Raw genomic sequence first — 19,757 nt, forward strand, 5'->3', positions numbered from 1 at the left:
TTCCCGCCCCCTGCGCCCGATAGCGGAGAGCTCATGGCAACCCTGTGCAGACCGGCTATCTGTGTTCCCGAGCATGTCATCACGATGGAGCAGACTCTGGAACTCGCCCGCAGTCTGCACGCGGACCATCCGCAACTCGGCCTGGTACTGCGGCTGATCGAGAACACCGGTGTGCGTACCCGCCATATCGTCCAGCCCATTGAGGACACCCTCAAACACCCGGGATTCACCCAACGCAACGCGCTCTACGAGGCCGAGTCGAAAAGACTCGTACCGCCCGTCATCGAGCAGGCGCTGGAGTACGCCGAGTTGCGCCCGCGGGACATCGACCTCATCGTCTATGTGTCCTGTACCGGTTTCATGATGCCCTCGTTGACGGCATGGCTGATCAACACCATGGGCTTCAGAAGCGACACCCGGCAAACGCCGATAGCCCAACTGGGCTGCGCGGCGGGCGGTGCCGCGATCAACCGGGCACATGACTTCTGCCTGGCCTATCCCGGCGCCAATGTGCTCATCGTCGCCTGCGAGTTCTGCTCGCTGTGCTACCAGCCCACCGACGTGGGTGTCGGCTCGCTGCTGTCCAACGGGCTGTTCGGCGACGCCATCGCCGCGGCCGTGGTGCGCGGCGACGGCGGCACCGGCATACGACTGGAGCGCAACGGCTCCCATCTGGTACCGGACACGGTGGACTGGATCGCCTACGGGGTACGCAACACCGGATTCCACTTCCTGTTGGACAAACGGGTTCCGAAAACCATGGAGATGCTCGCCCCGGCCCTGCGAACGCTGGCCGAGCAGCATTCCTGGGACGTGTCGGGTCTCGACTTCTACATAATCCACGCCGGCGGCCCGCGCATTCTCGACGACCTGTGCCGCCTGCTCTCGCTGAAACCCGCCGCCTTCCGCTACAGCCGGGCCACGCTTGAGGAACGCGGAAACATCGCCAGCGCGGTGGTGTTCGACGCCATGGCGCGGCTGTTCGCGGACGGCACCCAGGTGGACGCCGCGCGCGGGGTGATCGCCGGTTTCGGTCCCGGGATCACCGCCGAGATCGCACTGGGCAGTTGGACATCGGCCCGTACCGCGGTGGACGAGGAAGCCCTTGTCGCGCTCGACGCGGCACCCTCAGGAGAGCACGCGGCGGCGGAAGTTCCGTAGCCCGAGGCCGAGGAAGAGGGCACAGAATCCGATGAGCACCGGATACACCACGTACAGATGCATGTGCGATGCCTCGGTGAATCCGGCGCGCATTCCCTCGGTGAGGTAGATCAACGGATTGACCAGCACCAGGATTTGGAGCCAGTGGAATCCACCGACATGCACCAGTGACAGCTTGGTCCACTGGTAGTAGGTGCCGCCGAGGAAGACCAGTGGCAGTACCACGAAGCCGAACATGACACCGATGTTCCGCGGCTCGAACGTGGTGCCGAGAAGTAGTCCGAGTGAGGTCATGGTGACACAGGCCAGGGGGATCAGGGTGACCACGATCCACCAGTGCACGGTCAGATGGGCGTGCACGCCCGGTGCGTGCACCACGGCCGCGATGGGCAGCACGATGACCGCGGAGATCAGCCCCTGGGTGGCGCCGGACAACACCCGGGCCACCGCCACCAGCCACAGCGGGCACGGGGCCTGCACCCGGTCCTCTATCTCCCGGGTGAAACCGAACTCCTGGGACATCTGGATGGCCACCGACTGGATGCCCTGGAACATGATGGCGATCGACACCACCCCCGGCACCAGCACCGTGGCGAACGCCGATTCCCCCGCCGTGCCGCCGCCGGAGCCGATGCCCTGGCCGATGGTGGGGAAGACGTAGAGGAACACGAACACCAACAGGAACGGCTGCATCAGCGTACGGCCCACGAACTCGCCGAAGTTCTTGCGCAGCACCGTCAGATCCCGTCGGATCAGCGCCGCCAGCGCCGAGCGGCTGGCGGCCGCCGCGGACCTCGTGGGCCCTACGGCGATCCCGGCGGGTACCGAAGGCGCGGTGGATGCGGCCATCAGTCCCTCAGCTCCTTTCCGGTGAGGCTGATGAACACCGTCTCCAGGGTGCTCTCGGCGATCGACAGGTCGACCAGTTGGAAGCCCCCGGACTCGGCGCTGGCCATCACCCGGGGCAGGATTCGGTCGCCACCCTTCACCTGGAGCTCCAGCCCACCGTCCACCATTCGGGTGCGCACCACACCGTCGATGTCCCGGCGCAGCCGTGCCGCAAGCGGGCCCGGGTCGCCGCTGGTGGCCACCGTGACCACGGTGTCGGCGCCGAGGCTCCGTTTGAGCGCGCCGGGGGTGTCCAGGGCCAGGATCCGGCCGTGGTCGATGATCGCAACCCGGTCGCAGAGGTGGTCGGCCTCCTCCATGTTGTGCGTGGTGAGCAGGATCGTCTGGCCCTCGGCGATCAACTGGTCCAGGACCTCCCAGAGCGCCAGTCGGCTCTGCGGGTCCAGTCCCGCCGTCGGTTCGTCCAGGAAGAGCACGGCCGGGCGGTGGAAGATCGCCCGCGCCACCAGCAACCGCTGGGCCATGCCGCCGGACAGCGCGTACACCGAGGAGTCCGCCCACTTCGACAGCCGGAACTGAGCGAGGAGTTCGTCGGCCATCCGGCGCGATCGCCGGGCCGGGATGCCGAACAGCAGACCGTGGAAGTACAGGTTCTCCCGCACCGTCAGCGCCCGGTCCAGGGTGTTCTGCTGGGTGACAACGGCGATGACCTGCTTGGCCAGTGCGGGTTGGGCGATGACGTCGACCCCGCCGACGTACGCGGAGCCCGCGGTCGGGATGACCCGGGTGGTGAGCATCCCGACCGTGGTGGTCTTGCCCGCGCCGTTCGGGCCGAGCAGCCCGAAGATCTCGCCCTGGTAAACGCACAGGTCCAGCCGGTCCACGGCGGCGAAGTCGGTCTTCGGATAGACCTTGGTCAGACCGCGCGTACGGATGACGGGCTCCCGTCCGTCGACCGCCGCCGTGCCGTGCCGCTCCGCTTCCGTCTCCGGCGTCCCCATGGCTCACCTCGCCGCATCAGGCCCCGGGGCACCCTCCATCGTCCGCCAGTGATGCGGTCGGTACAACCGCGGACGCTACGGCAGCGCCGCGGACCGGTGGGCGGCGAGGTCGGCCAGCGTCGGCGGATCGGCGCCCGGGCGGCCGCAGGTCAGCGCTGCGACCAGGTTGGCCCGCGCCAGCGCGGCCGTCACGGCGGCGTCCAGCTCCGGGGCGGCGGTCGCCGCCCGCAGCCTGGTGCGCGGCGTCGAGTCGGCCCCGGCCGGTACGTCGCCGAGCAGCCCGGCGCCCAGCAGGCCGCTGAGCAGGCCCGCCATGAACGCGTCACCCGCACCCACGGTGTCGACCACCCGTACCGCGGGCACCGGCACCTCGCAGCCGCCCGCCCGCCAGAAGACGCCCGTACTGTCCGGCCCCCGGGTCAGCACCACCAGGGACGGCCCGGAAGCCGTCCACCCGGCCGCCACCTCCTCCGGCCGCCGCTCGGGGTAGAGCCAGGCGAGGTCCTCCTGGCTGGCCTTCACCACGTCGCTGGCCGCCACGAACGCCTCCACCCGTGGCCGCTCCGCCTCGGCGCCGCCCAGCAGGCTGGGCCGCAGGTTCGGGTCGTACGAGACGGTGGACACCGCGCGGGCGGCGCGCACCGCCGCCTCCACGTGGGGCGCGCCTGGCGCGAGCGCGGTGGCGATGGAACCGGTGTGCAGATGCCCCACCGCCCCTTCCCGCACCAGGCCGAGGGTGCTCGGTGGCATCTCCCAGTGCAGGTCGAAGGTGTAGGTGGCCGAACCGTGCTTGTCCAGGACCGCTGTCGCGGTCGGCGAGGGCCCGGGTACCACCGAGCCGTCCGTCAACTCCACACCGCTGCCCAGCAGATGGCGCAGCAGTTCCTGCCCGTTGGGGTCCTGGCCGATACTGGTGGCCAGCCGCACCGGGTGGCCGAGCCGGGCCAGACCGAGGGCGACGTTCGCCGGACTGCCACCCGGGCGGGCGCTGCGGCTGCCGTCCGGGCCGCACAGGACATCGGTGAGCGCCTCTCCGATGACGAGCACCGGCGGTTGTGACGGGGTCATGGCGTGTTCCTCGGCGTCGGCGGCGGGCTCGGAAAACCGAGCTTAGGGGACCTCACGGCAGCACCTGGATCTTGCGGCCCCTGCCCGCCCGGAAGCGGTCCAGGGCCGAGGCGTAGTCGTCCAGCGGCAGCCGGTCGCTGATGAAGACCTCAGGGTCGAGCACTCCCATGCTGAACAGCTCGGCGGCCCGCTCGTAACTGTGCAGCACCGCCATGGAACCGGTGATGGTGATCTCCTGGTTGTAGATCCGGTACGGCTCGATGGTGGCCCGGGCCGCGTAGTCGGAGACCCCGAACTGCAGATACGTACCGCCCTTGCCGACCCGGCCGAGTGCGTCCTGGATCGCCTTCTCGTTGCCGGTGGCGTCGATCACGACGTCCCAGCCGCGCGGCCGTTCGATCTCGTCGGCCGAGATGACCGCGGAGCTGCAGCCCAACTGCTCGGCGGTGGCCAGCCGTTCGCGGTTCAGATCGACCATGTCCACCGAGGCGGCGCCGGTGAGCTTGGCCAGTTGCAGCATCATCAGGCCCATGGTCCCGGACCCGTAGATGAGTACGTGGGCGGCCAACTCGTTGCGCAGGATGTCGTATCCGCGTACCGCGCAGGACAGCGGTTCGATCAGCGCCGCGTCCTCGGTGCGGACGTGGTCCGGCAGCTTCACGCAGTTGGCGGCGGGCGCCACGGCGTACTGCGCGGCGCCGCCCGCGGTGCTGACCCCGATCGCCGCCCAGCGCTCGCACAGGTTGTTGCGGCCACGACGGCAGTAGTAGCACTCGTGGCAGTACAGCGACGGATCCACCGCGACCCGGTCCCCGTCGCGAAGTTCGTCGACCTGCGAGCCGACCGCCACCACGCGTCCGGCGAACTCATGGCCGGGCACCACCGGCAGGGTGGGTGCGAACTCGCCTTGGAGGATGTGCAGATCAGTGCCGCACAGCCCGCAGGCCGCCACCTCGACCACCACCTCCCGAGGGCCCGGAGTGGGGTCGGGAACCTCTGCGACCTCCACCGAACCCACGCCGGTGATGATGGCTGCCTTCATTTGACTGCTCCTAGCGACAGGCCCTGGACGAGCTTGTCCTGGGCGGCGAACCCGGCGATCAGCACGGGCAGGGAGATACAGGTCGCGGCCGCGCAGACCTTCGCCAGGAACAGGCCCTGACTGGTGACGAAGCTGGTGAGGAAGACCGGTGCGGTACCCGCCACCACGCCGGTCAGTACCCGCGCGAACAGCAACTCGTTCCAACTGAAGATGAAGGAGATCAACGCGGTCGCGGCGATCCCGGGCATCGCCACCGGAGCGACGATCCGCAGCAGCGTGGTCGGCAACCGGGCGCCGTCGATGGCGGACGCCTCCAGGATCTCCACCGGTACCTCGGCGAGGAACGAGCGCATCATCCACACCGCGATCGGCAGGTTCATCGAGGTGTAGAGGATGACCAACAGCCAGATGTTGTCCAGCATGGCGAGGTGCTCGGCGATCAGATAGACCGGCAGCAGCGCCGCGACGGCGGGCAACATCTTGGTGGACAGGAAGAAGAACAGGACGTCGGACCACTTGCGCACCGGCTTGATGGACAGCGCGTACGCGGCCGGTATCGCCAGCACCAGGACCAGGAGGGTGGACATCACGCCGGCGGTCAGGGAGTTGAGCAGCGGTGGCCAGGGGCTGAGCCCGCCTCCGGCGCCGAAGAACTCCCGGTAGCCCTGGAGCGTCAGGGCGGCGCCGGGACTCGGCGGATTGGTCGCCGCGTCCTGCTCGCTGTGCAGCGAGGTCAGCACCATCCACAGCACCGGCAGCACGAACAGCACACCCGCGATCCAGGCCAGCAGCGTCCAGACCGCGCCCCGTCGGGCCGTAGAAGTCATCGGGATCCCTCCTGGCTGAGCAGGGACGACACGGTACGCAGTGCGAAGGTCGCCACGATGATCGAGCCGATCACCACCACGACGCCCTCGGCGGACGCCTGTCCGTAGTCATGGGCCTGGTAGAAGGTCTGGTAGATGCTGTACGGCAGGTTGGCGGTGCCCAGGCCGCCGGAGGTGATCGTGAAGACCGCGTCGAAGTTCTGCACCACGTACACCGAGCCGAGCAGCGCCGCGAGTTCGAGGTAGCGGCGCAGGTGCGGCAGCGTCAGATAGCGGAAGATCTGCCAGCCGCCCGCGCCGTCGACGGTGGCCGCCTCGACCGCGTCCAACTGCCTGCTCTGCAGCCCGGCGAGCAGGATCAGCATCATGAACGGGGTCCACTGCCAGATCAGCGAGACCTCAACCGCCAGCAGCGGAGTGTGCGAGATCCAGTCCGGCTGCGGAGCGTGGTGGCTGCCGAACAGTCGCCACACCCAGTTGAGCACGCCGTTGATGACACCGTACGACGCGTTGTACAGGGCGTGCTTCCACAGCAGCGCGGAGGCGACCGGCACGATCAGGAACGGTGTGATCAGCAGGGTGCGTACGATGCCCCGGCCCCGGAAGCGCCGGTCCAGCAGCAGCGCGAGGCCGAGCCCGAGCAACAGGCTCACCACCACGACGGTCGCGGTCAGCACGATGGTGGTGAGCACCGAGGAGCGCAGCATCGGATCCTCGAACACCGTCTGGTAGTTGGTCAGTCCGGTGAAACGGCGGTTCTGCGGGGCCAGGGCGTTCCACTGCATGAACGAGATCACCAGGGTTGCCACGAACGGCAGTTGGGTCACCACGACCATGAACACCAGCGCGGGAAGCAGCGGGGCGCGGCGCGCCCATGCCCTGGCCCGTTCTCCGGTCCGCTTGGCGGACCCGCTGCGGTCGAGTGGTGCGGTGGGGGTGAGGGGATAGGTTGCGTTCGTACTCATGCCTGCTCTCCGCTCCGTACGAAGCGTTCAGTCGCGGCGGTGTCACTTGGCATAGGTCGCGGCGACCCTCGCGGCGAGTTTCTGGCTGTCCTTGAGCGCCTGTGCGACGCTGGTCTGTCCGGCGATGGCCGAACTGAGGCTCTGCGAGACCCGGGTGCCCAGCGAGGAGAACTCGGGAATGCCGACGAACTGGATGCCGGGGGCCGGTCGCGGCTGTACGCCGGGGTGTTCGGGGTCCGCGCTGTCGATCGCGGTCTTGGTGGCGTTCGCGAAGGCGGCGGAGGCGCGCAGGTAGTCGGGATCGCTGTAGGTGGACGCCCGTTTGCCCGCGGGCACCCTTGACCAGCCGAGTTCCCTGCCGACCAGTTGCTCGTACTGCTTGCTGGTCGCCCAGTCGATGAACTTCCAGGCGTCGTCCTGGTGCTTGCTGGCCTTCTGCAGTGCGAACGCCCAGGTGTAGAGCCAGCCGGAATCGCGGGTCCGCTCCACCGGTGCCGGCGCGTATCCGATCTTCCCGGCCACCGGGGATCCGGCGCCGTCCAGCGAACCTGCCGCCGCGGTGGAGTCGTACCACATGGCGACCTTGCCCTGCTGGAGGTCGTTGAGGCATTCGGTGTATCCGGACTGCGCGGCGCCCGCCTCACCGTGTGATCGCAGCAATCCCACATAGAAGTTCGCCGCGCGGGTGAACTCGGGGCTGTCCAACCGCGCCTTCCAGTCCTTGGTGAACCAGGTGCCGCCGAAGGTGTTCACCACCGTGGTGAACGGCGCCGCCATCTGGCCCCAACCGGGTTGGCCGCGCAGGCAGATGCCCCGCATTCCGGGCTGCGCGCCGTCCAACTTGGCGGCCAGGTCCGCCACTTGGGTCCAGGTCGGCCGGGCGGGCATGGTGAGTCCCTTGGCGGCCAACAGGTCCTTGCGGTACATCAGGAACGACGATTCGCCGTAGAACGGCTCGGCGTAGATGCGGCCGTCGCTCGCGGTCAGCGAACGCCGAATCGGGGTGAGTACGTCCTGTTGGTCGTACGACGGATCGCGCGCGGCGCGTTGGCCCAGCGGGGAAAGCCAGCCGTTCCTGGCGTAGAACGGCACTTCGTAGTTGCTGATGGAGGCGACGTCGTATTCGGCGGCCTGGCTGGAGAAGTCCTGGCTGATCTTGTCGCGGACGTCGTCCTCGGGCAGCAGGGTGAAGTTCACCTTGATGCCGGTCTGCCGGGTGAAATGCTCGGCGGTCAGCTTCTGCAGATCCACCATCTGCGGGTTGTTGACCATCAGCACGTTGATGGTGTGGCGGTGTGGTCCGCCGCCGAGTTCGTCCCCGCCCGCTCCGGCGCAGCCGCTCAGTAGCAGCGCGGCGCAGGCAACCAGGACGCCGAGGCGGCGGGCCGGGGAACGCGGTGTTTTTGGCATGCGGGTGGTCATGATGGGCGCTTTCGGGGGAGAGACAAGGGGGGTTGTGGGGGCCTGCCCCCACGAAGGGGGCGTGCGGGCAGGCCCCCACAAGCTCAAACCCGCTGCACCTGGGGTCCGAGCAGCGAGTAGCGGTGGGCCTCGGCGGCGGACAGTCCGGTGTCGGTGACTATGGTCTCGAAGTCACCGACGTCCGCGAACCGGCAGAAGCTGTTGGCTCCGAACTTGCTGTGGAAGCCCAGGAACACCCGCCTGCGTGCCGAGCGCACCGCCTGTGACTTGACCGCGGCCACCGCCGGATCGGGAGTGGTCAGGCCGAACTCGCGGGAGATGCCGTTGGCCCCGAGGAAGGCCAGGTCGATCACGAAGGTGGAGAGCATCTCGGTGGCCCAGGAGCCGACCGAGGCCAGTGTCCTGCCACGGACGCGGCCACCGAGGAGCAGGACGGTGATGTCGTCCGACTCCGCCACGGCGGCGGCGGTGGCCAGCGAGGCGGTCACGAGGGTGAGCTTCCGGCCGGCGGGCAGCATGGAGGTGAGGAGTTGCGGGGTGTACCCCTCGTCCACGAACACCGTCTCCGCGTCGCCGAGGAGGCGTACCGCCGCCGCGGCGATGCGGCGTTTGTCCGCCACGTTCTGGTTCTCGCGGCGGGCCAGGCTGGTCTCGAAGCCCGCGCTCTCCACCGGATAGGCACCGCCATGGGTACGGCGGACCAGTCCTCTGTGTTCCAGGTCGCGTAGATCGCGGCGGACGGTCTCGGGCGCCACACCGAATTCGGTGGCGGCGGCCGTCACCTCGACCCGGCCTTCGTGCCGGGCGAGGGCGAGGATTCGGTGTTGCCGTTCCTCCGCTGTCATGACACTGCCCGCCTCCTTCCCGTGCACCGCCGGACTTTTTGTCTGATCGGGCATGTGCGGCCCGCTTCTGCCCGCCCGAGAGTTATATCAACGGGGTACGCCCACGGGTTGGTCCGGAACTGGGAAAGTTGTGCCCGGTTTTCTGTGCCTTGGATATCGAGTTTACGCAGGTGGGCGCGGTGCGCCTGGTGGAAGCGAGTGGCTTCTCGCCCTTGTGGGTGTCCGTTCGGTGCCCGGGTCCGTTCGGGCATGGCGCCACTCCGTCCGGCGGGGGCCGGAGTGCCTGGCTTACGAACCCTGGCGGTACGGGTTCGCCGGGAGTACACCTGGAATCCTCCCGCGTGAGCCTCAATGCCCCGCAAACCAGGCAGGTTTGGCCGAAAGCGCTCGGCTGTGGCGGCGTAACTACACTGCTGGATGGTGTTTTTAGGCCAGATCAGCAGAGAAACGGGGAGTTTACTGTTGAGTACGCCAACTAACGGGTTTCGATCGCCCGGCGGACCGACCGCCGCCGGACGTCAGCCCTACAACCGGGCCGTCTCACCCCTGGAGTGGATCTTCTTGGGGATCGAGCCGGAACGCAGTGTCGTCAACCACCTTGTCGAAGGTGACGGCAGACTCGGTGCCGAGGACCTGGCCCACGCCGTTTCCGTCGCGTCCGAGGCCAACCCGGGGGCCAGGCTGGTCCTCCAGGACAGGCGCTGGGTGGACAGCGGCAAGGCACCCGAAGTGCGGTTGCTTACCGCGGAAACGTTCAACCGGGAGCGCCTTGACTCGCCCGCACTGCGCACCGGACTGACCGGTCCGACCTGCGAGGTGCTGCTCGTCCCCGGGGATCCGACCACCGTGGTGTTCCGCGCGGCACACGCCGTGATGGACGGGCGCGGCCTGTTGATGTGGATGGGCGACGTGTTCCGGGTGCTGCGCGGTGAGGAGCCGCTGGGCGCCAACTCGCCGATCGGCAACGACGACCTGCTGCGGCGGATCTGCGCGCCGGACGGCCTGCCGCCGCTGGCTGAGGATCCGGCGATGGAGTTCCCGTCACCACTGGGGCCGCGTCCCGATGCGGCGGCCGGTCCGCTGTGGCGGCGCCGCACGGTTGACGGCACCCATCCGGCCGCCACCGCCAAGGTGACCGCGGCGCTCGCCGCGACATACGGACCCGGACGGTACTTCGTACCGGTCGACCTGCGCCGTCACGCACCGGACGTCCGCTCCACGGCCCCGTTGTCGCACCCGCTGCACCTGCCGGTGGGCGCCGACGACGGATGGGAGGAGGTGCAGCACAAGATGCTGACCGCCATGGCCGACCGGGAGGAACTGGCCAACCGCGCCAACCCGACCATCATGGATCTGCCGCTGCCCGTACTCCGCGTGGGCATAGCGGAGTTGGACGACAACGCGGCTCGCGCCGACACCCACACCGGCCGGGCCTACGTCTCCCATCTGGGCGCCGTCAGCCTCGATGACTTCTCCACCGATGACTTCCATGCCACGTCCCTGTACACACTGGGCGGTGTGAACCCCGGCAGCCCGCCGGAGATCAACCTGGTGGAAACGGTGGGACGGACGGAGATCACCGTCGCCTGGTACGAGGGTCCCGGTGTTGCGGCGCGGGCTGAGCGGTTGCTGGATGTGGTGGAGCAGGCGCTTTCCCCCCGGGAGCGTCGTGTGTGGGCGGGCAACCGTACTGAACGGGCGTTGCCCAGCGGGCATTCGGTGGTGCGGTTGTTTCGGGACCAGGTGGAGCGGACTCCCGATGGCGTCGCGTTGAGTGGTCCGGAAGGCGACGTGAGCTACGCGGAGTTGAGTCGTCGCGCTGACGCGGTGGCGGCTGCGTTGCGGCGTTGTGGTGTGGGCCGTGGTGCGGTGGTGGGGTTGCTGGCCGGGCGGTCGGTGGCCGCGGTGGCCGCGGTGTGGGGCGTGCTGCGGGTGGGCGCGTGCTATCTGCCGTTGGACGTGCGGCATCCGGATTTGCGGTTGGCGGAGTTGCTTGCGGATGCGGGCAGTTCGCTGTGCCTGGTGGAACGCCCCTACGACGAGCGTGACTGCATCCCGGAGGGGTGCCGCTCCCTGCTGCTGGACGACGTGGTGGATGACCTGGTGAACGTCGAGGCCACCGGCAGCGCTGACGCGGAAGTCAGCTTCGGCGATCTCGCATACATCATCTACACCTCTGGTTCAACGGGTCGGCCGAAAGGCGTGCAGATCGAGCATGGCAATCTGGCCAACTACGTCCACTGGGCGACCCGGGCCTTCGATGTCGACGCGGACATCCGGCTGCCGCTGTTGACCTCACCGTCGTTCGACGTGACTGGGACGTCGGTGTTCCTGCCACTGCTGGCCGGCGGCCAGGTCATCTTGATGCGCGAAGACCCCAACCACCTCTCGTTGCGCCGGCTGTTGCAGGAATCCGGCGCCAACGCCTTGAACCTGACCCCGTCCCACCTCGATCTGATCGGCAGGCTCGACATCACGCCCACCGGTTATCGCACGGTGATCGTGATCGGCGAGCAGTTGCGGGTGGAAGTCGCCGCACGGGCGCAGCAGATGTTCGGCCCCCGGTGCCGGATCATCAACGAGTACGGTCCCACCGAGGCCACCATCGGCTGCACCGCCCACACCTACGACCCGGCCGCGGACAAGGACAGTGCGGTCGTGCCGATCGGGGTTCCGGCGGACAACACCACCGTCCATCTGCTCGACGCACACGGCCGGTTCGTCGCACCCGGCGAGGTGGGCGAGATGTATCTGGGCGGCGCGCAGTTGGCCCGCGGCTACCTGGGGCGTCCGGATCTGAACCGTGAGCGGTTCCCGACCCTGGCCGATGGTAGGCGGGTGTATCGCACCGGTGACCTGGCGCGTGTCCTGCCGTCGGGCGCGTTGGAGTTCATCGGGCGCATCGACGACCAGGTCAAGGTCCGCGGTCACCGTGTCGAACCCGCCGAAGTCGCCCAGGCCTTGGAGGACCACCCGGCCGTCGAGCGCGCCGTCGTCGTGGCCAAGTCCCGACCGGGCCAGTCGGGCAAGGCCCTGTACGGGTACGTCCTGGCCAACTCGGCTGTAGAGGAAAAGGAGTTGGAAAAGCACCTGGCCGCACGGCTACCCGCCTATATGGTGCCCGCGGCGATGATGGTGCTGTCGGAGCTGCCGTACACCGTCAGCGGCAAGGTCGACGTCCGCGCCCTGCCTGACCCGCTTCCCGCTGCCGACGCCGCCGGTGACGACGGGGCCGAGGCCGTGGACGATCCGGTACAGGAGACGGTGGCCCGGATCTGGGCGGACACCCTCGGGGTACCGGCCGCCCGGCTGGACGGGCAGGCCGACTTCCACCGTCTCGGCGGTGACTCCGTCTCCCTGCTGGCCATGCTCGCCGCCCTCAGCCGCGAGGTCCTCGCCCCCGACGCCGAGGCCGCCTTCATGGCCAGACTCCCGGAAATCCTGCGCGAACCCACCCTGCAACGAGTGACCGCACTCGCCCACCAGGCAGGTACCAGAACCACCGCCTGACAAACCGCCCCGACCTGCGCCTTTCCGGTCGCCGCCGCTGGCCCTGCCGAGAGCGGCGGGCGAGGACGACACTGGAGGGAGCAGGTCGGGGCGGACGCGTCGCTCATGGGGGTCGTCGCCCGCGCGCCGGGTCCGCCTTGGTCCGAAGGGACCGGATCCGGCGTGCGAGGAGGTTTGACCGTGTACTTCTACGATCGGCTTGATGCGGGACGGCGACTGGCCGAGCGGCTGGCGCACCTACGTGGCACGGATGTGGTGGTGCTCGGCCTGCCCCGGGGCGGGGTCCCGGTCGCCGCCCAGGTCGCGGAGGCGCTCGACGCACTGCTCGATGTCTGTGTGGTGCGCAAGCTCGGAGCACCGTTCCAGCCGGAGCTGGCCATGGGGGCGATCGGCGAGGGCGGTGTGCGCGTCATCAATGACGAGGTGGTCGGCCTGGAGCGGGTCTCCGAGCAGGAACTGGCCGAGGTCGAGGAACGGGAGCGCGCGGAACTGGCCCGGCGCGCCCGTGCGTACCGGGGCGACCGGCCGCGGCTGGACATCAGGGGTCGCACGGTGATCGTCGTCGACGACGGCATCGCCACCGGCGCCACCGCCAAGGCGGCCTGCCGGATCGCCCGGGCACAGGGCGCGGAGCGGGTGATACTCGCGGTGCCGGTGGCGCCGCCGGACCGGATCGTGCCGCTGCAGGAGGACGCCGACGAGCTGGTGTGCCTGGAGACGCCGCATGACTTCTTCGGCGTGGGCCAGTTCTACGTCGACTTCTCGCAGACCTCCGACGCGGAGGTGATGGAGTGCCTGGCCCGGGCCGCGGAGCGAAGCGGCGCTGCCGGGAGCACCCTGTCCTCTTCCGCCTCCTCTGACTCCGGTCCGTACGACAGGGAGGTGGAGATCCGTGCCGGATCCGTACGGCTCGAAGGGCGGCTCACCGTCCCCGCCGGGGCGGCGGGCATAGTGGTGTTCGCCCACGGCAGCGGCAGCAGTCGGCACAGCCCCCGGAACCGTCTGGTCGCGGAGGAACTGAACCGGGCCGGGCTGGCGACGCTGCTGTTCGACCTGCTGACCCGGGAGGAGGAGGGTGACCGGGCCAATGTCTTCGACACCGTGCTGCTCGCCCGTCGGCTGACGGACACCACGAAGTGGCTGCGGGAGCGGCCGGAGGTACGGGGACTGCCGGTGGGCTACTTCGGTGCCAGCACCGGGGCCGCCGCGGCGCTGTGGGCCGCGGCCGAGCCGGGGGCGCGGATCTGCGCGGTGGTCTCCCGCGGCGGGCGCCCGGACCTGGCCGGGCCGCGGTTGTCCGCGGTGACCTCGCCGACGTTGCTGATCGTCGGCGGGGCGGACCCTCAGGTGCTGGACCTCAACCGGCAGGCGCAGGCCCGCATGCGCTGTGAGAGCCGCCTCGCCGTGGTGCCGGGTGCCACCCACCTCTTCGAGGAGGAGGGCACGCTGGAGCGGGCGGCGGAGCTGGCGAAGGACTGGTTCCTCAGCCACCTCGCCTCCGTACCGGGTGCGGCGGCCGGCTGACCGCCGCCGCGGTCAGTGCCCGCGCGGCGCGTACATGATCACGGCGACGCCGAGCAGGCAGACGCAGGCACCGATGATGTCCGCCCGGTCCGGGCGGTAGCCGTCCACGATCACACCCCATGCCAGTGACCCGGCGACGAAGACGCCGCCGTAGGCCGCCAGGATCCGCCCGAACGCCGCGTCCGGCTGGAGCGTCGCGACGAAGCCGTAGATGCCGAGCGCCAGCACACCGGCCCCCACCCAGGCCCAGCCACGGTGTTCCCTGACCCCCTGCCACACCAGCCAGGCACCGCCGATCTCGAAGAGTGCGGCGATGACGAACAACACGACGGAGCGAAGAACGAGCATCCGCTGAGCCTAGACCGAAAGACCTTTTCGCTGGGGTGTCGATTCCGTCCTCGGCCGTTCGACGCGTAGGTAGAGGCCGGGCGGACCGGCCGTTCACCGGATGGACGAGGAGAGAAGACGATGCGGTTCATGATGATCGTCAAGGCCAGCGAGGACTCCGAGGCGGGCGTGCTGCCGAGCAAGGAGCTGATCGCGGCCATGGGCAAGTACAACGATGAGTTGGCCAAGGCGGGTGTGCTGTTGGCGGCCGACGGGCTGCAGGCCAGCTCGAAGGGAGCGCGGGTGTCGTTCTCCGGCGCGAAGCGCACGGTGACCGACGGTCCGTTCGCGGAGACCAAGGAACTGATCGCCGGGTTCTGGATCATCCAGGCTAAGACGCTGGACGAAGCGGTCGAGTGGGCGGGCCGGGTGCCCTTCGAGGAGGGCGAGGTCGAGGTCCGGCAGGTTCAGGAGGTCTCGGGCTTTCCCGCCGACATCCTCCCGCCCGAGGACGCGGCGCGCGAGCAGGCGTTGCGGGACGCACTCGGCTAGCGCGTTCTGCGAGGCAGGCTCCGGCTCCCCGCGAGTGTCGGGGGCAGGCCCCGGCTGGCCTCGCGCGGCTGGGTTGCGGGGAGGCGGTGTGCGCTGCTCTGATGGGGCGGCGTGACGGCTTCGAATACCCATCGCGCGATCGACGCGGTCTGGCGGATCGAGTCGGCGAGGGTGATCGCCGGGCTCACGCGTATCGTCCGCGATATCGGCCTCGCCGAGGAACTGGCCCAGGACGCGCTGGTCGCCGCGCTCGAACAGTGGCCGGAGTCGGGCATCCCGCGCAACCCGGGTGCCTGGCTCATGGCCACCGCCAAGCACCGGGCGATCGACCTGCTGCGGCGGCAGCAGCGACTGGACGACAAGGTCCAGCTGCTCGGCCGGGAACTGGAGACCGGACAGCGCGGCGAAGACCCGCACTTCGAAACCGTCCTGGAGACCGACTTCGGCGATGACCTGCTGCGGCTGATGTTCATCTCCTGCCATCCGGTGCTGTCCACCGAGTCCCGGGTCGCGTTGACGCTTCGGCTTCTGGGTGGGCTGAGCACCGCGGAGATCGCCCGCGCCTTCCTGGTGTCGGAGTCGACCGTCGCCCAGCGGATCGTGCGGGCGAAACGCACCCTCGCCAAGGAACACGTGCCGTTCGAGGTGCCGGAGGGGCCGGAACTCGCCGACCGGCTGTCCTCCGTGCTTGAGGTCGTCTACCTGGTGTTCAACGAGGGCTACTCGGCGACCGCCGGCGACGACTGGATGCGCCCGGCGCTGTGCGAGGAGGCGCTGCGGCTCGGCCGCATCCTGGCCGAGCTGGTGCCGGACGAGTCGGAGGTGCACGGCCTGGTGGCGCTGATGGAGATCCAGGCGTCCAGGTCGGCCGCCCGCACCGGTCCAGACGGTGAGCCCGTGCTACTGCTGGAGCAGGACCGTTCCCGCTGGGACCAGCTGCTGATCCACCGCGGACTGGCCGCGTTGGAACGCGCCGAGAAGCTCGGCGCCCCCGGCCCCTATGTCCTACAGGCCGCGATCGCCGCCTGCCACGCCCGGGCCCGTACCGCGCAGGAGACCGACTGGGGTGGGATCGCCGCGCTGTACGAGGCGCTGGCGCATCTGGCGCCGTCGCCCGTCGTGGAGTTGAACCGCGCCGTCGCGCTGGCGATGGCGTACGGCCCGGCCACCGGCCTGGAACTCGTCGACCAGCTGGCCGCCGAACCGTCGCTGCGCACCTACCATCTACTGCCCAGCGTGCGCGGCGATCTGCTGGCCAAGCTCGGTCGACTCGCCGAAGCGCGCGAGGAGTTCGAGCGCGCGGCGGCGCTCACCAGGAACGAGCGCGAGCGCACTCTGCTCTTGGCACGCGCCGCCAAGTGCCGCCGTACTGGAGAGGGCGGCCGCTGACCACAAAGGAGCGGGCACTAGCCTGGCCGCCGGGCGTGACCGGTCCGACCGGGCCGGCCGCCGCCGAGTGAATCGGTACGTATGGAATGAAGTCGGCGAAAGGGACCTGCTCACGATGCCGCTCAAGCGCCCGCACCAGCACCGCAAAGCCAGCACCCACCTCATGGTGAACCCGGTCTTCACCCGGGAGCCCATCAGCGTCCCCCGGTTCGAGCTGCCCGAGGGGGGAATGGACCCCGACACCGCGTACCAGATCGTGCACGACGAGTTGATGCTCGACGGCAACGCCCGGCTGAACCTGGCCACCTTCGTCAGCACCTGGGCCGAGCCGCAGGCGCAGCAGTTGATGGCCGAGTGCGCCGAGAAGAACATGATCGACAAGGACGAGTACCCGCAGACCGCGGAGGTGGAGGCCCGCTGCGTCCACATGCTCGCCGATCTGTGGCGCGCCCCCGACCCCCATGCGGCGGTGGGCTGTTCCACCACCGGTTCCAGCGAGGCCGCGATGCTGGCGGGTCTCGCGCTCAAGCGGCGCTGGCAGCACCGCCGTCGCGCCGAGGGCAGGCCGACTGACCGGCCGAACATGGTCATGGGCATCAACGTGCAGGTGTGCTGGGAGAAGTTCGCCGACTACTTCGAGGTCGAACCCCGCTACGTGCCCATGGAGGGCAACCGCTTCACCCTCTCCGCCGAGGCCGCCGCCGAGCTGTGCGACGAGAACACCATCGGTGTCGTCGCGGTGCTCGGCTCGACCTTCGACGGCGCGTACGAGCCGGTGGCCGAGATATGCGCGGCCCTCGACGCGCTCCAGGAGCGCACCGGCATCGACGTTCCGGTCCATGTGGACGGCGCCTCCGGTGCGATGATCGCCCCGTTCCTCGACCCCGACCTGGCGTGGGACTTCCGGCTGCCGAGGGTCGCCTCCATCAACACCTCCGGGCACAAGTACGGTCTGGTCATGCCGGGTGTGGGCTGGGCGCTGTGGCGGGACGCCCAGGCGCTGCCGCAGGACCTGGTCTTCCACGTCAACTACCTCGGCGGCGACATGCCGACGTTCGCCCTGAACTTCTCCCGGCCGGGCGCTCAAGTGATCGCGCAGTACTACAACTTCCTGCGGCTGGGGTTCGACGGCTACCGCAGGGTGCAGCAGACCTGCCGGGACGTGGCCACCCGACTGGCCCGCGGTATCGCCGAGTTGGAGCCGTTCACCCTGATCACCGACGGCAGTGAACTTCCCGTCTTCGCGTTCCGGGTGAGCGACGGGATCACCAACTTCACCGTCTTCGACGTGTCCGCCGCACTGCGCGAACGCGGCTGGCTGGTCCCCGCGTACACCTTCCCGGCCAACCGCACCGACCTCGCGGCGCTGCGCGTCGTCATCCGCAACGGCTTCGGGCACGACCTCGCCGACCTCTTCCTGGAGGATCTGCGCCGGGTACTGCCGCGGCTCCAGGCCCAGGCCCAGCCGCACCGCGACGAGGAGAACGCGGGCGCCTTCGCCCACGGTGCGGAGTCCAAGTCCCGCTAGACGGCGTGGGGTAGCGGTTGCTCCGGGCGCTCAGCAGGTCGTCGCCGGGCACCCGGCGTTTGCCGTCGATGAGTTGGGCAAGAGCCCTCGGGCGCCGTCACCCGGTGCACCGGGCCCCGCTCCCGCAGATGTGCGTAGAGCGGGTAGGGAGCGGTGGCGAAGTCCATGCCGGGCGGGGTGAGTTGCTCCAGTGACGGCATGGTCATGTTGGGATCCCTTCGTCGGCCCATGGCGTGCCCGTGCCCGTGCCCGTGCCTCTGCGGCGCGGGCGCAAGGGGCGTGATGTGACACACGATCAACCGGGGAGCGCTCCACGGATTTACCGGGGAGTGCTCCCCGCGTCTGGGCGCGCCGCTGGACGACATCGCCACCGAGGACCTGCTGTTCACCCTGGCCGCGCTCGGCAGGGTGGTACCAGCCTCGGTCGCCGTCAGTCCGGACGCCTGGCGGCGTTACCTCGCCCTGCTGCTCGACGGGTTGCGCGCCGAGGCGGCGCGCCCGCTTCCGGTACCGCCGCTCACGCTGGACGAGCTGGGCGGTGTGCTGCGCGGACTCGGGCCGCACCGGGCGTCCCGTACGACTCAATGATGACAACCGCTCCCGCGTGGTACCGGAGTTTGACGTCACAACCCACGTACAGGTTGATCCGGCGAACTGCCTCCCGCTCATAGGTTCTTGGTCGAGACCGGTGACGGCGACCAGGAAGACAGGCACATATGTACAGCAAGGCGTTCGCTCCCGAGTACCAAGGCGTTCTGGGATCCGCTCTGTCGGTGAACTCCTCGTACGAGGAGGTGCTGGCCAAGGCGACCGAGGAGCAGCGCCGTTCGACGCTCGGGTACGCACGGGCCGGGCTCGCGGTCGCCGAGGCGAACCGGCGGCTGGGCCGGGTGGCCGACGCCGAGCGTGCCTGGCGGGACAGCTACCGTGCCGCGAGCCGTGCGGGGGACAGCGCGGCGATGGCCTGGGCGCTGTGGAGCGGCGGCACCCTGGCCCGCCAGCGCGGCAGGCTCGCGCTGGCCCGCCGCTGGCTGGCGGCCGCCGCCGAGTGCGCGGAGCGCGGCGGTGACCGGATCGCCCGCGGATACGCCCTGGCCGGGCTTGCGGAGACCGGCCGCATCCAGGGTGACTACGCGGCCGTCACCGAACTGCACGAGCGGCTGCTGGCCGAGGCCCGGGCGCACGGTGAGGCCCGGCACACGGTGTGGGCGCTGGAGGGCATCGCGCAGATGCACCGCAACACCGGTTCGTATGACACCGCGTTGGCGATGTTCGAGGAGGCCGCCGAGATAGCCGCGGCCGCCGAGGACGCCCGCGGCCATGCGTGGGCGCTGCGCGGCATAGCCGACGTGCTGTCGGTACGGGGTCAGACCGAGCGGGCGCTGGAACTGCTCACCGAGGCCGAAGGCATCTGCCGTGCCATGCGGTTGGAGAGCGCGCTCGCGTACAACCACAAGATGCGGGGGAACGTACTGTTCCGCTCCGGTCGGTATGAGGAGGCGCGCGAGGTCTACTCCGGCGCGCTGGAGAAGTTCCGGGCCATCGGGGAACCGCGCGGAGAGGCGTTGTCCAGGTTGGGCCTGGTCAAGTCCCGTGCGTATCTCGGCCGTTCGGCGGCGCAGACCGAGGCGGAGCTGGCGGAACTGGACGAAACGTTCCGCCGTATCGGCCTGGACCACGCCCGTTCCATGCTTCGGCGCTTCCGCGCGGAACTGGAGGGCCAGACGGCGGCCTGAGGGTTCCGGTT

Annotated in this window: 18 protein-coding genes; 8 read left to right on the forward strand and 10 right to left on the reverse strand. The window is 69.5% G+C overall.

Annotated elements, in window-relative coordinates; all coding sequences use genetic code 11:
- Positions 1-33 precede the first annotated feature (33 nt).
- A complete protein-coding gene (locus P3G67_RS32635; RefSeq protein WP_269859422.1) occupies positions 34-1,161 on the forward strand; it encodes a type III polyketide synthase in 1,128 nt (375 codons plus the stop codon).
- On the opposite strand, the gene P3G67_RS32640 is transcribed toward P3G67_RS32635, so the two are convergent.
- From P3G67_RS32640 to P3G67_RS32675, 8 genes are all read right to left on the reverse strand, one after another.
- On the reverse strand, positions 1,129-2,010 hold the full coding sequence (locus P3G67_RS32640) for an ABC transporter permease (RefSeq protein ID WP_276096724.1): 882 nt from the start codon (positions 2,008-2,010) through the stop codon (positions 1,129-1,131). The two genes, P3G67_RS32635 and P3G67_RS32640, sit on opposite strands and share 33 nt — an antisense overlap.
- Entirely contained in the window at positions 2,010-3,011 is a 1,002-nt protein-coding gene (locus P3G67_RS32645; RefSeq protein ID WP_276096725.1) for an ATP-binding cassette domain-containing protein, read from the reverse strand. Before P3G67_RS32645 ends, P3G67_RS32640 begins: the two co-directional genes overlap by 1 nt.
- 75 nt (positions 3,012-3,086) lie before the next feature.
- Entirely contained in the window at positions 3,087-4,079 is a 993-nt protein-coding gene (locus P3G67_RS32650) for a carbohydrate kinase family protein (protein ID WP_276096726.1), read from the reverse strand.
- Between the two features lie 52 nt (positions 4,080-4,131).
- Positions 4,132-5,121 (reverse strand): zinc-dependent alcohol dehydrogenase family protein, encoded by a 990-nt coding sequence (locus P3G67_RS32655; RefSeq protein ID WP_276096727.1) that lies wholly within the window; start codon positions 5,119-5,121, stop codon positions 4,132-4,134.
- Positions 5,118-5,948, reverse strand: coding sequence for a carbohydrate ABC transporter permease (locus tag P3G67_RS32660; protein WP_276096728.1), 831 nt, complete (start codon positions 5,946-5,948; stop codon positions 5,118-5,120). Before P3G67_RS32660 ends, P3G67_RS32655 begins: the two co-directional genes overlap by 4 nt.
- The gene (locus tag P3G67_RS32665; protein ID WP_276096729.1) at positions 5,945-6,913 is read right to left on the reverse strand and encodes a carbohydrate ABC transporter permease; all 969 of its coding nucleotides are present in this window, start codon (positions 6,911-6,913) and stop codon (positions 5,945-5,947) included. The genes P3G67_RS32660 and P3G67_RS32665 overlap by 4 nt, the downstream gene beginning before the upstream one ends.
- 42 nt (positions 6,914-6,955) lie before the next feature.
- Positions 6,956-8,323: an ABC transporter substrate-binding protein gene (locus P3G67_RS32670; protein WP_276096765.1), complete on the reverse strand. Its 1,368-nt coding sequence runs from the start codon at positions 8,321-8,323 to the stop codon at positions 6,956-6,958.
- A gap of 95 nt (positions 8,324-8,418) precedes the next feature.
- The gene (locus tag P3G67_RS32675; protein WP_276096730.1) at positions 8,419-9,180 is read right to left on the reverse strand and encodes a DeoR/GlpR family DNA-binding transcription regulator; all 762 of its coding nucleotides are present in this window, start codon (positions 9,178-9,180) and stop codon (positions 8,419-8,421) included.
- Positions 9,181-9,642: 462 nt separating this feature from the next.
- On the opposite strand from P3G67_RS32675, the gene P3G67_RS32680 reads away from it, so the two are divergent.
- Positions 9,643-12,690 carry a non-ribosomal peptide synthetase gene (locus P3G67_RS32680; protein ID WP_276096731.1) on the forward strand — a complete coding sequence of 1,016 codons (3,048 nt, stop codon included), beginning with the start codon at positions 9,643-9,645 and terminating at the stop codon, positions 12,688-12,690.
- A 180-nt stretch (positions 12,691-12,870) separates the two neighbouring features.
- A complete protein-coding gene (locus tag P3G67_RS32685; protein ID WP_276096732.1) occupies positions 12,871-14,214 on the forward strand; it encodes a phosphoribosyltransferase family protein in 1,344 nt (447 codons plus the stop codon).
- Positions 14,215-14,226: 12 nt separating this feature from the next.
- On the opposite strand, the gene P3G67_RS32690 is transcribed toward P3G67_RS32685, so the two are convergent.
- Positions 14,227-14,562, reverse strand: a complete 336-nt coding sequence (locus P3G67_RS32690; protein ID WP_269859433.1) for a YnfA family protein — start codon at positions 14,560-14,562, stop codon at positions 14,227-14,229.
- A gap of 120 nt (positions 14,563-14,682) precedes the next feature.
- Here P3G67_RS32690 and P3G67_RS32695 point away from each other — a divergent pair, with 120 nt between their 5' ends.
- From P3G67_RS32695 to P3G67_RS32705, 3 genes are all read left to right on the forward strand, one after another.
- On the forward strand, positions 14,683-15,093 hold the full coding sequence (locus P3G67_RS32695; RefSeq protein WP_276096733.1) for a YciI family protein: 411 nt from the start codon (positions 14,683-14,685) through the stop codon (positions 15,091-15,093).
- Between the two features lie 111 nt (positions 15,094-15,204).
- Positions 15,205-16,482: an RNA polymerase sigma factor gene (locus tag P3G67_RS32700; protein WP_276096734.1), complete on the forward strand. Its 1,278-nt coding sequence runs from the start codon at positions 15,205-15,207 to the stop codon at positions 16,480-16,482.
- A gap of 115 nt (positions 16,483-16,597) precedes the next feature.
- A complete protein-coding gene (locus tag P3G67_RS32705; protein WP_269859436.1) occupies positions 16,598-18,010 on the forward strand; it encodes a glutamate decarboxylase in 1,413 nt (470 codons plus the stop codon).
- Here the strand turns inward: P3G67_RS32705 and P3G67_RS32710 are convergent.
- Positions 18,007-18,216 carry a hypothetical protein gene (locus tag P3G67_RS32710; RefSeq protein WP_276096735.1) on the reverse strand — a complete coding sequence of 70 codons (210 nt, stop codon included), beginning with the start codon at positions 18,214-18,216 and terminating at the stop codon, positions 18,007-18,009. The genes P3G67_RS32705 and P3G67_RS32710 overlap by 4 nt on opposite strands.
- 202 nt (positions 18,217-18,418) lie before the next feature.
- Between P3G67_RS32710 and P3G67_RS32715 the strand changes: the two genes are divergently transcribed.
- Together P3G67_RS32715 and P3G67_RS32720 are read left to right on the forward strand one after the other, a co-directional pair.
- A complete protein-coding gene (locus P3G67_RS32715) occupies positions 18,419-18,598 on the forward strand; it encodes a hypothetical protein (protein WP_391858398.1) in 180 nt (59 codons plus the stop codon).
- 128 nt (positions 18,599-18,726) lie between these two features.
- Positions 18,727-19,746, forward strand: a complete 1,020-nt coding sequence (locus P3G67_RS32720; protein WP_276096736.1) for a tetratricopeptide repeat protein — start codon at positions 18,727-18,729, stop codon at positions 19,744-19,746.
- The last annotated feature ends 11 nt before the right edge of the window (positions 19,747-19,757 follow it).

Origin of the sequence: Streptomyces silvisoli (assembly GCF_029269905.1) — a bacterium.
GTDB classification, from domain to species: Bacteria; Actinomycetota; Actinomycetes; order Streptomycetales; family Streptomycetaceae; genus Streptantibioticus_A; species Streptantibioticus_A silvisoli_A.

Bases quoted from the DNA above. Each gene is read 5' to 3' on its own strand.
- P3G67_RS32690 (WP_269859433.1), bottom strand. From the start codon at position 14,562: ATGCTCGTTCTTCGCTCCGTCGTGTTGTTCGTCATCGCCGCACTCTTC.
- P3G67_RS32655 (WP_276096727.1), bottom strand. From the start codon at position 5,121: ATGAAGGCAGCCATCATCACCGGCGTGGGTTCGGTGGAGGTCGCAGAG.
- P3G67_RS32650 (WP_276096726.1), bottom strand. From the start codon at position 4,079: ATGACCCCGTCACAACCGCCGGTGCTCGTCATCGGAGAGGCGCTCACC.
- P3G67_RS32705 (WP_269859436.1), top strand. From the start codon at position 16,598: ATGCCGCTCAAGCGCCCGCACCAGCACCGCAAAGCCAGCACCCACCTC.
- P3G67_RS32695 (WP_276096733.1), top strand. From the start codon at position 14,683: ATGCGGTTCATGATGATCGTCAAGGCCAGCGAGGACTCCGAGGCGGGC.
- P3G67_RS32660 (WP_276096728.1), bottom strand. From the start codon at position 5,948: ATGACTTCTACGGCCCGACGGGGCGCGGTCTGGACGCTGCTGGCCTGG.
- P3G67_RS32710 (WP_276096735.1), bottom strand. From the start codon at position 18,216: ATGACCATGCCGTCACTGGAGCAACTCACCCCGCCCGGCATGGACTTC.
- P3G67_RS32720 (WP_276096736.1), top strand. From the start codon at position 18,727: ATGTACAGCAAGGCGTTCGCTCCCGAGTACCAAGGCGTTCTGGGATCC.
- P3G67_RS32640 (WP_276096724.1), bottom strand. From the start codon at position 2,010: ATGGCCGCATCCACCGCGCCTTCGGTACCCGCCGGGATCGCCGTAGGG.
- P3G67_RS32635 (WP_269859422.1), top strand. From the start codon at position 34: ATGGCAACCCTGTGCAGACCGGCTATCTGTGTTCCCGAGCATGTCATC.
- P3G67_RS32665 (WP_276096729.1), bottom strand. From the start codon at position 6,913: ATGAGTACGAACGCAACCTATCCCCTCACCCCCACCGCACCACTCGAC.
- P3G67_RS32675 (WP_276096730.1), bottom strand. From the start codon at position 9,180: ATGACAGCGGAGGAACGGCAACACCGAATCCTCGCCCTCGCCCGGCAC.
- P3G67_RS32670 (WP_276096765.1), bottom strand. From the start codon at position 8,323: ATGCCAAAAACACCGCGTTCCCCGGCCCGCCGCCTCGGCGTCCTGGTT.
- P3G67_RS32645 (WP_276096725.1), bottom strand. From the start codon at position 3,011: ATGGGGACGCCGGAGACGGAAGCGGAGCGGCACGGCACGGCGGCGGTC.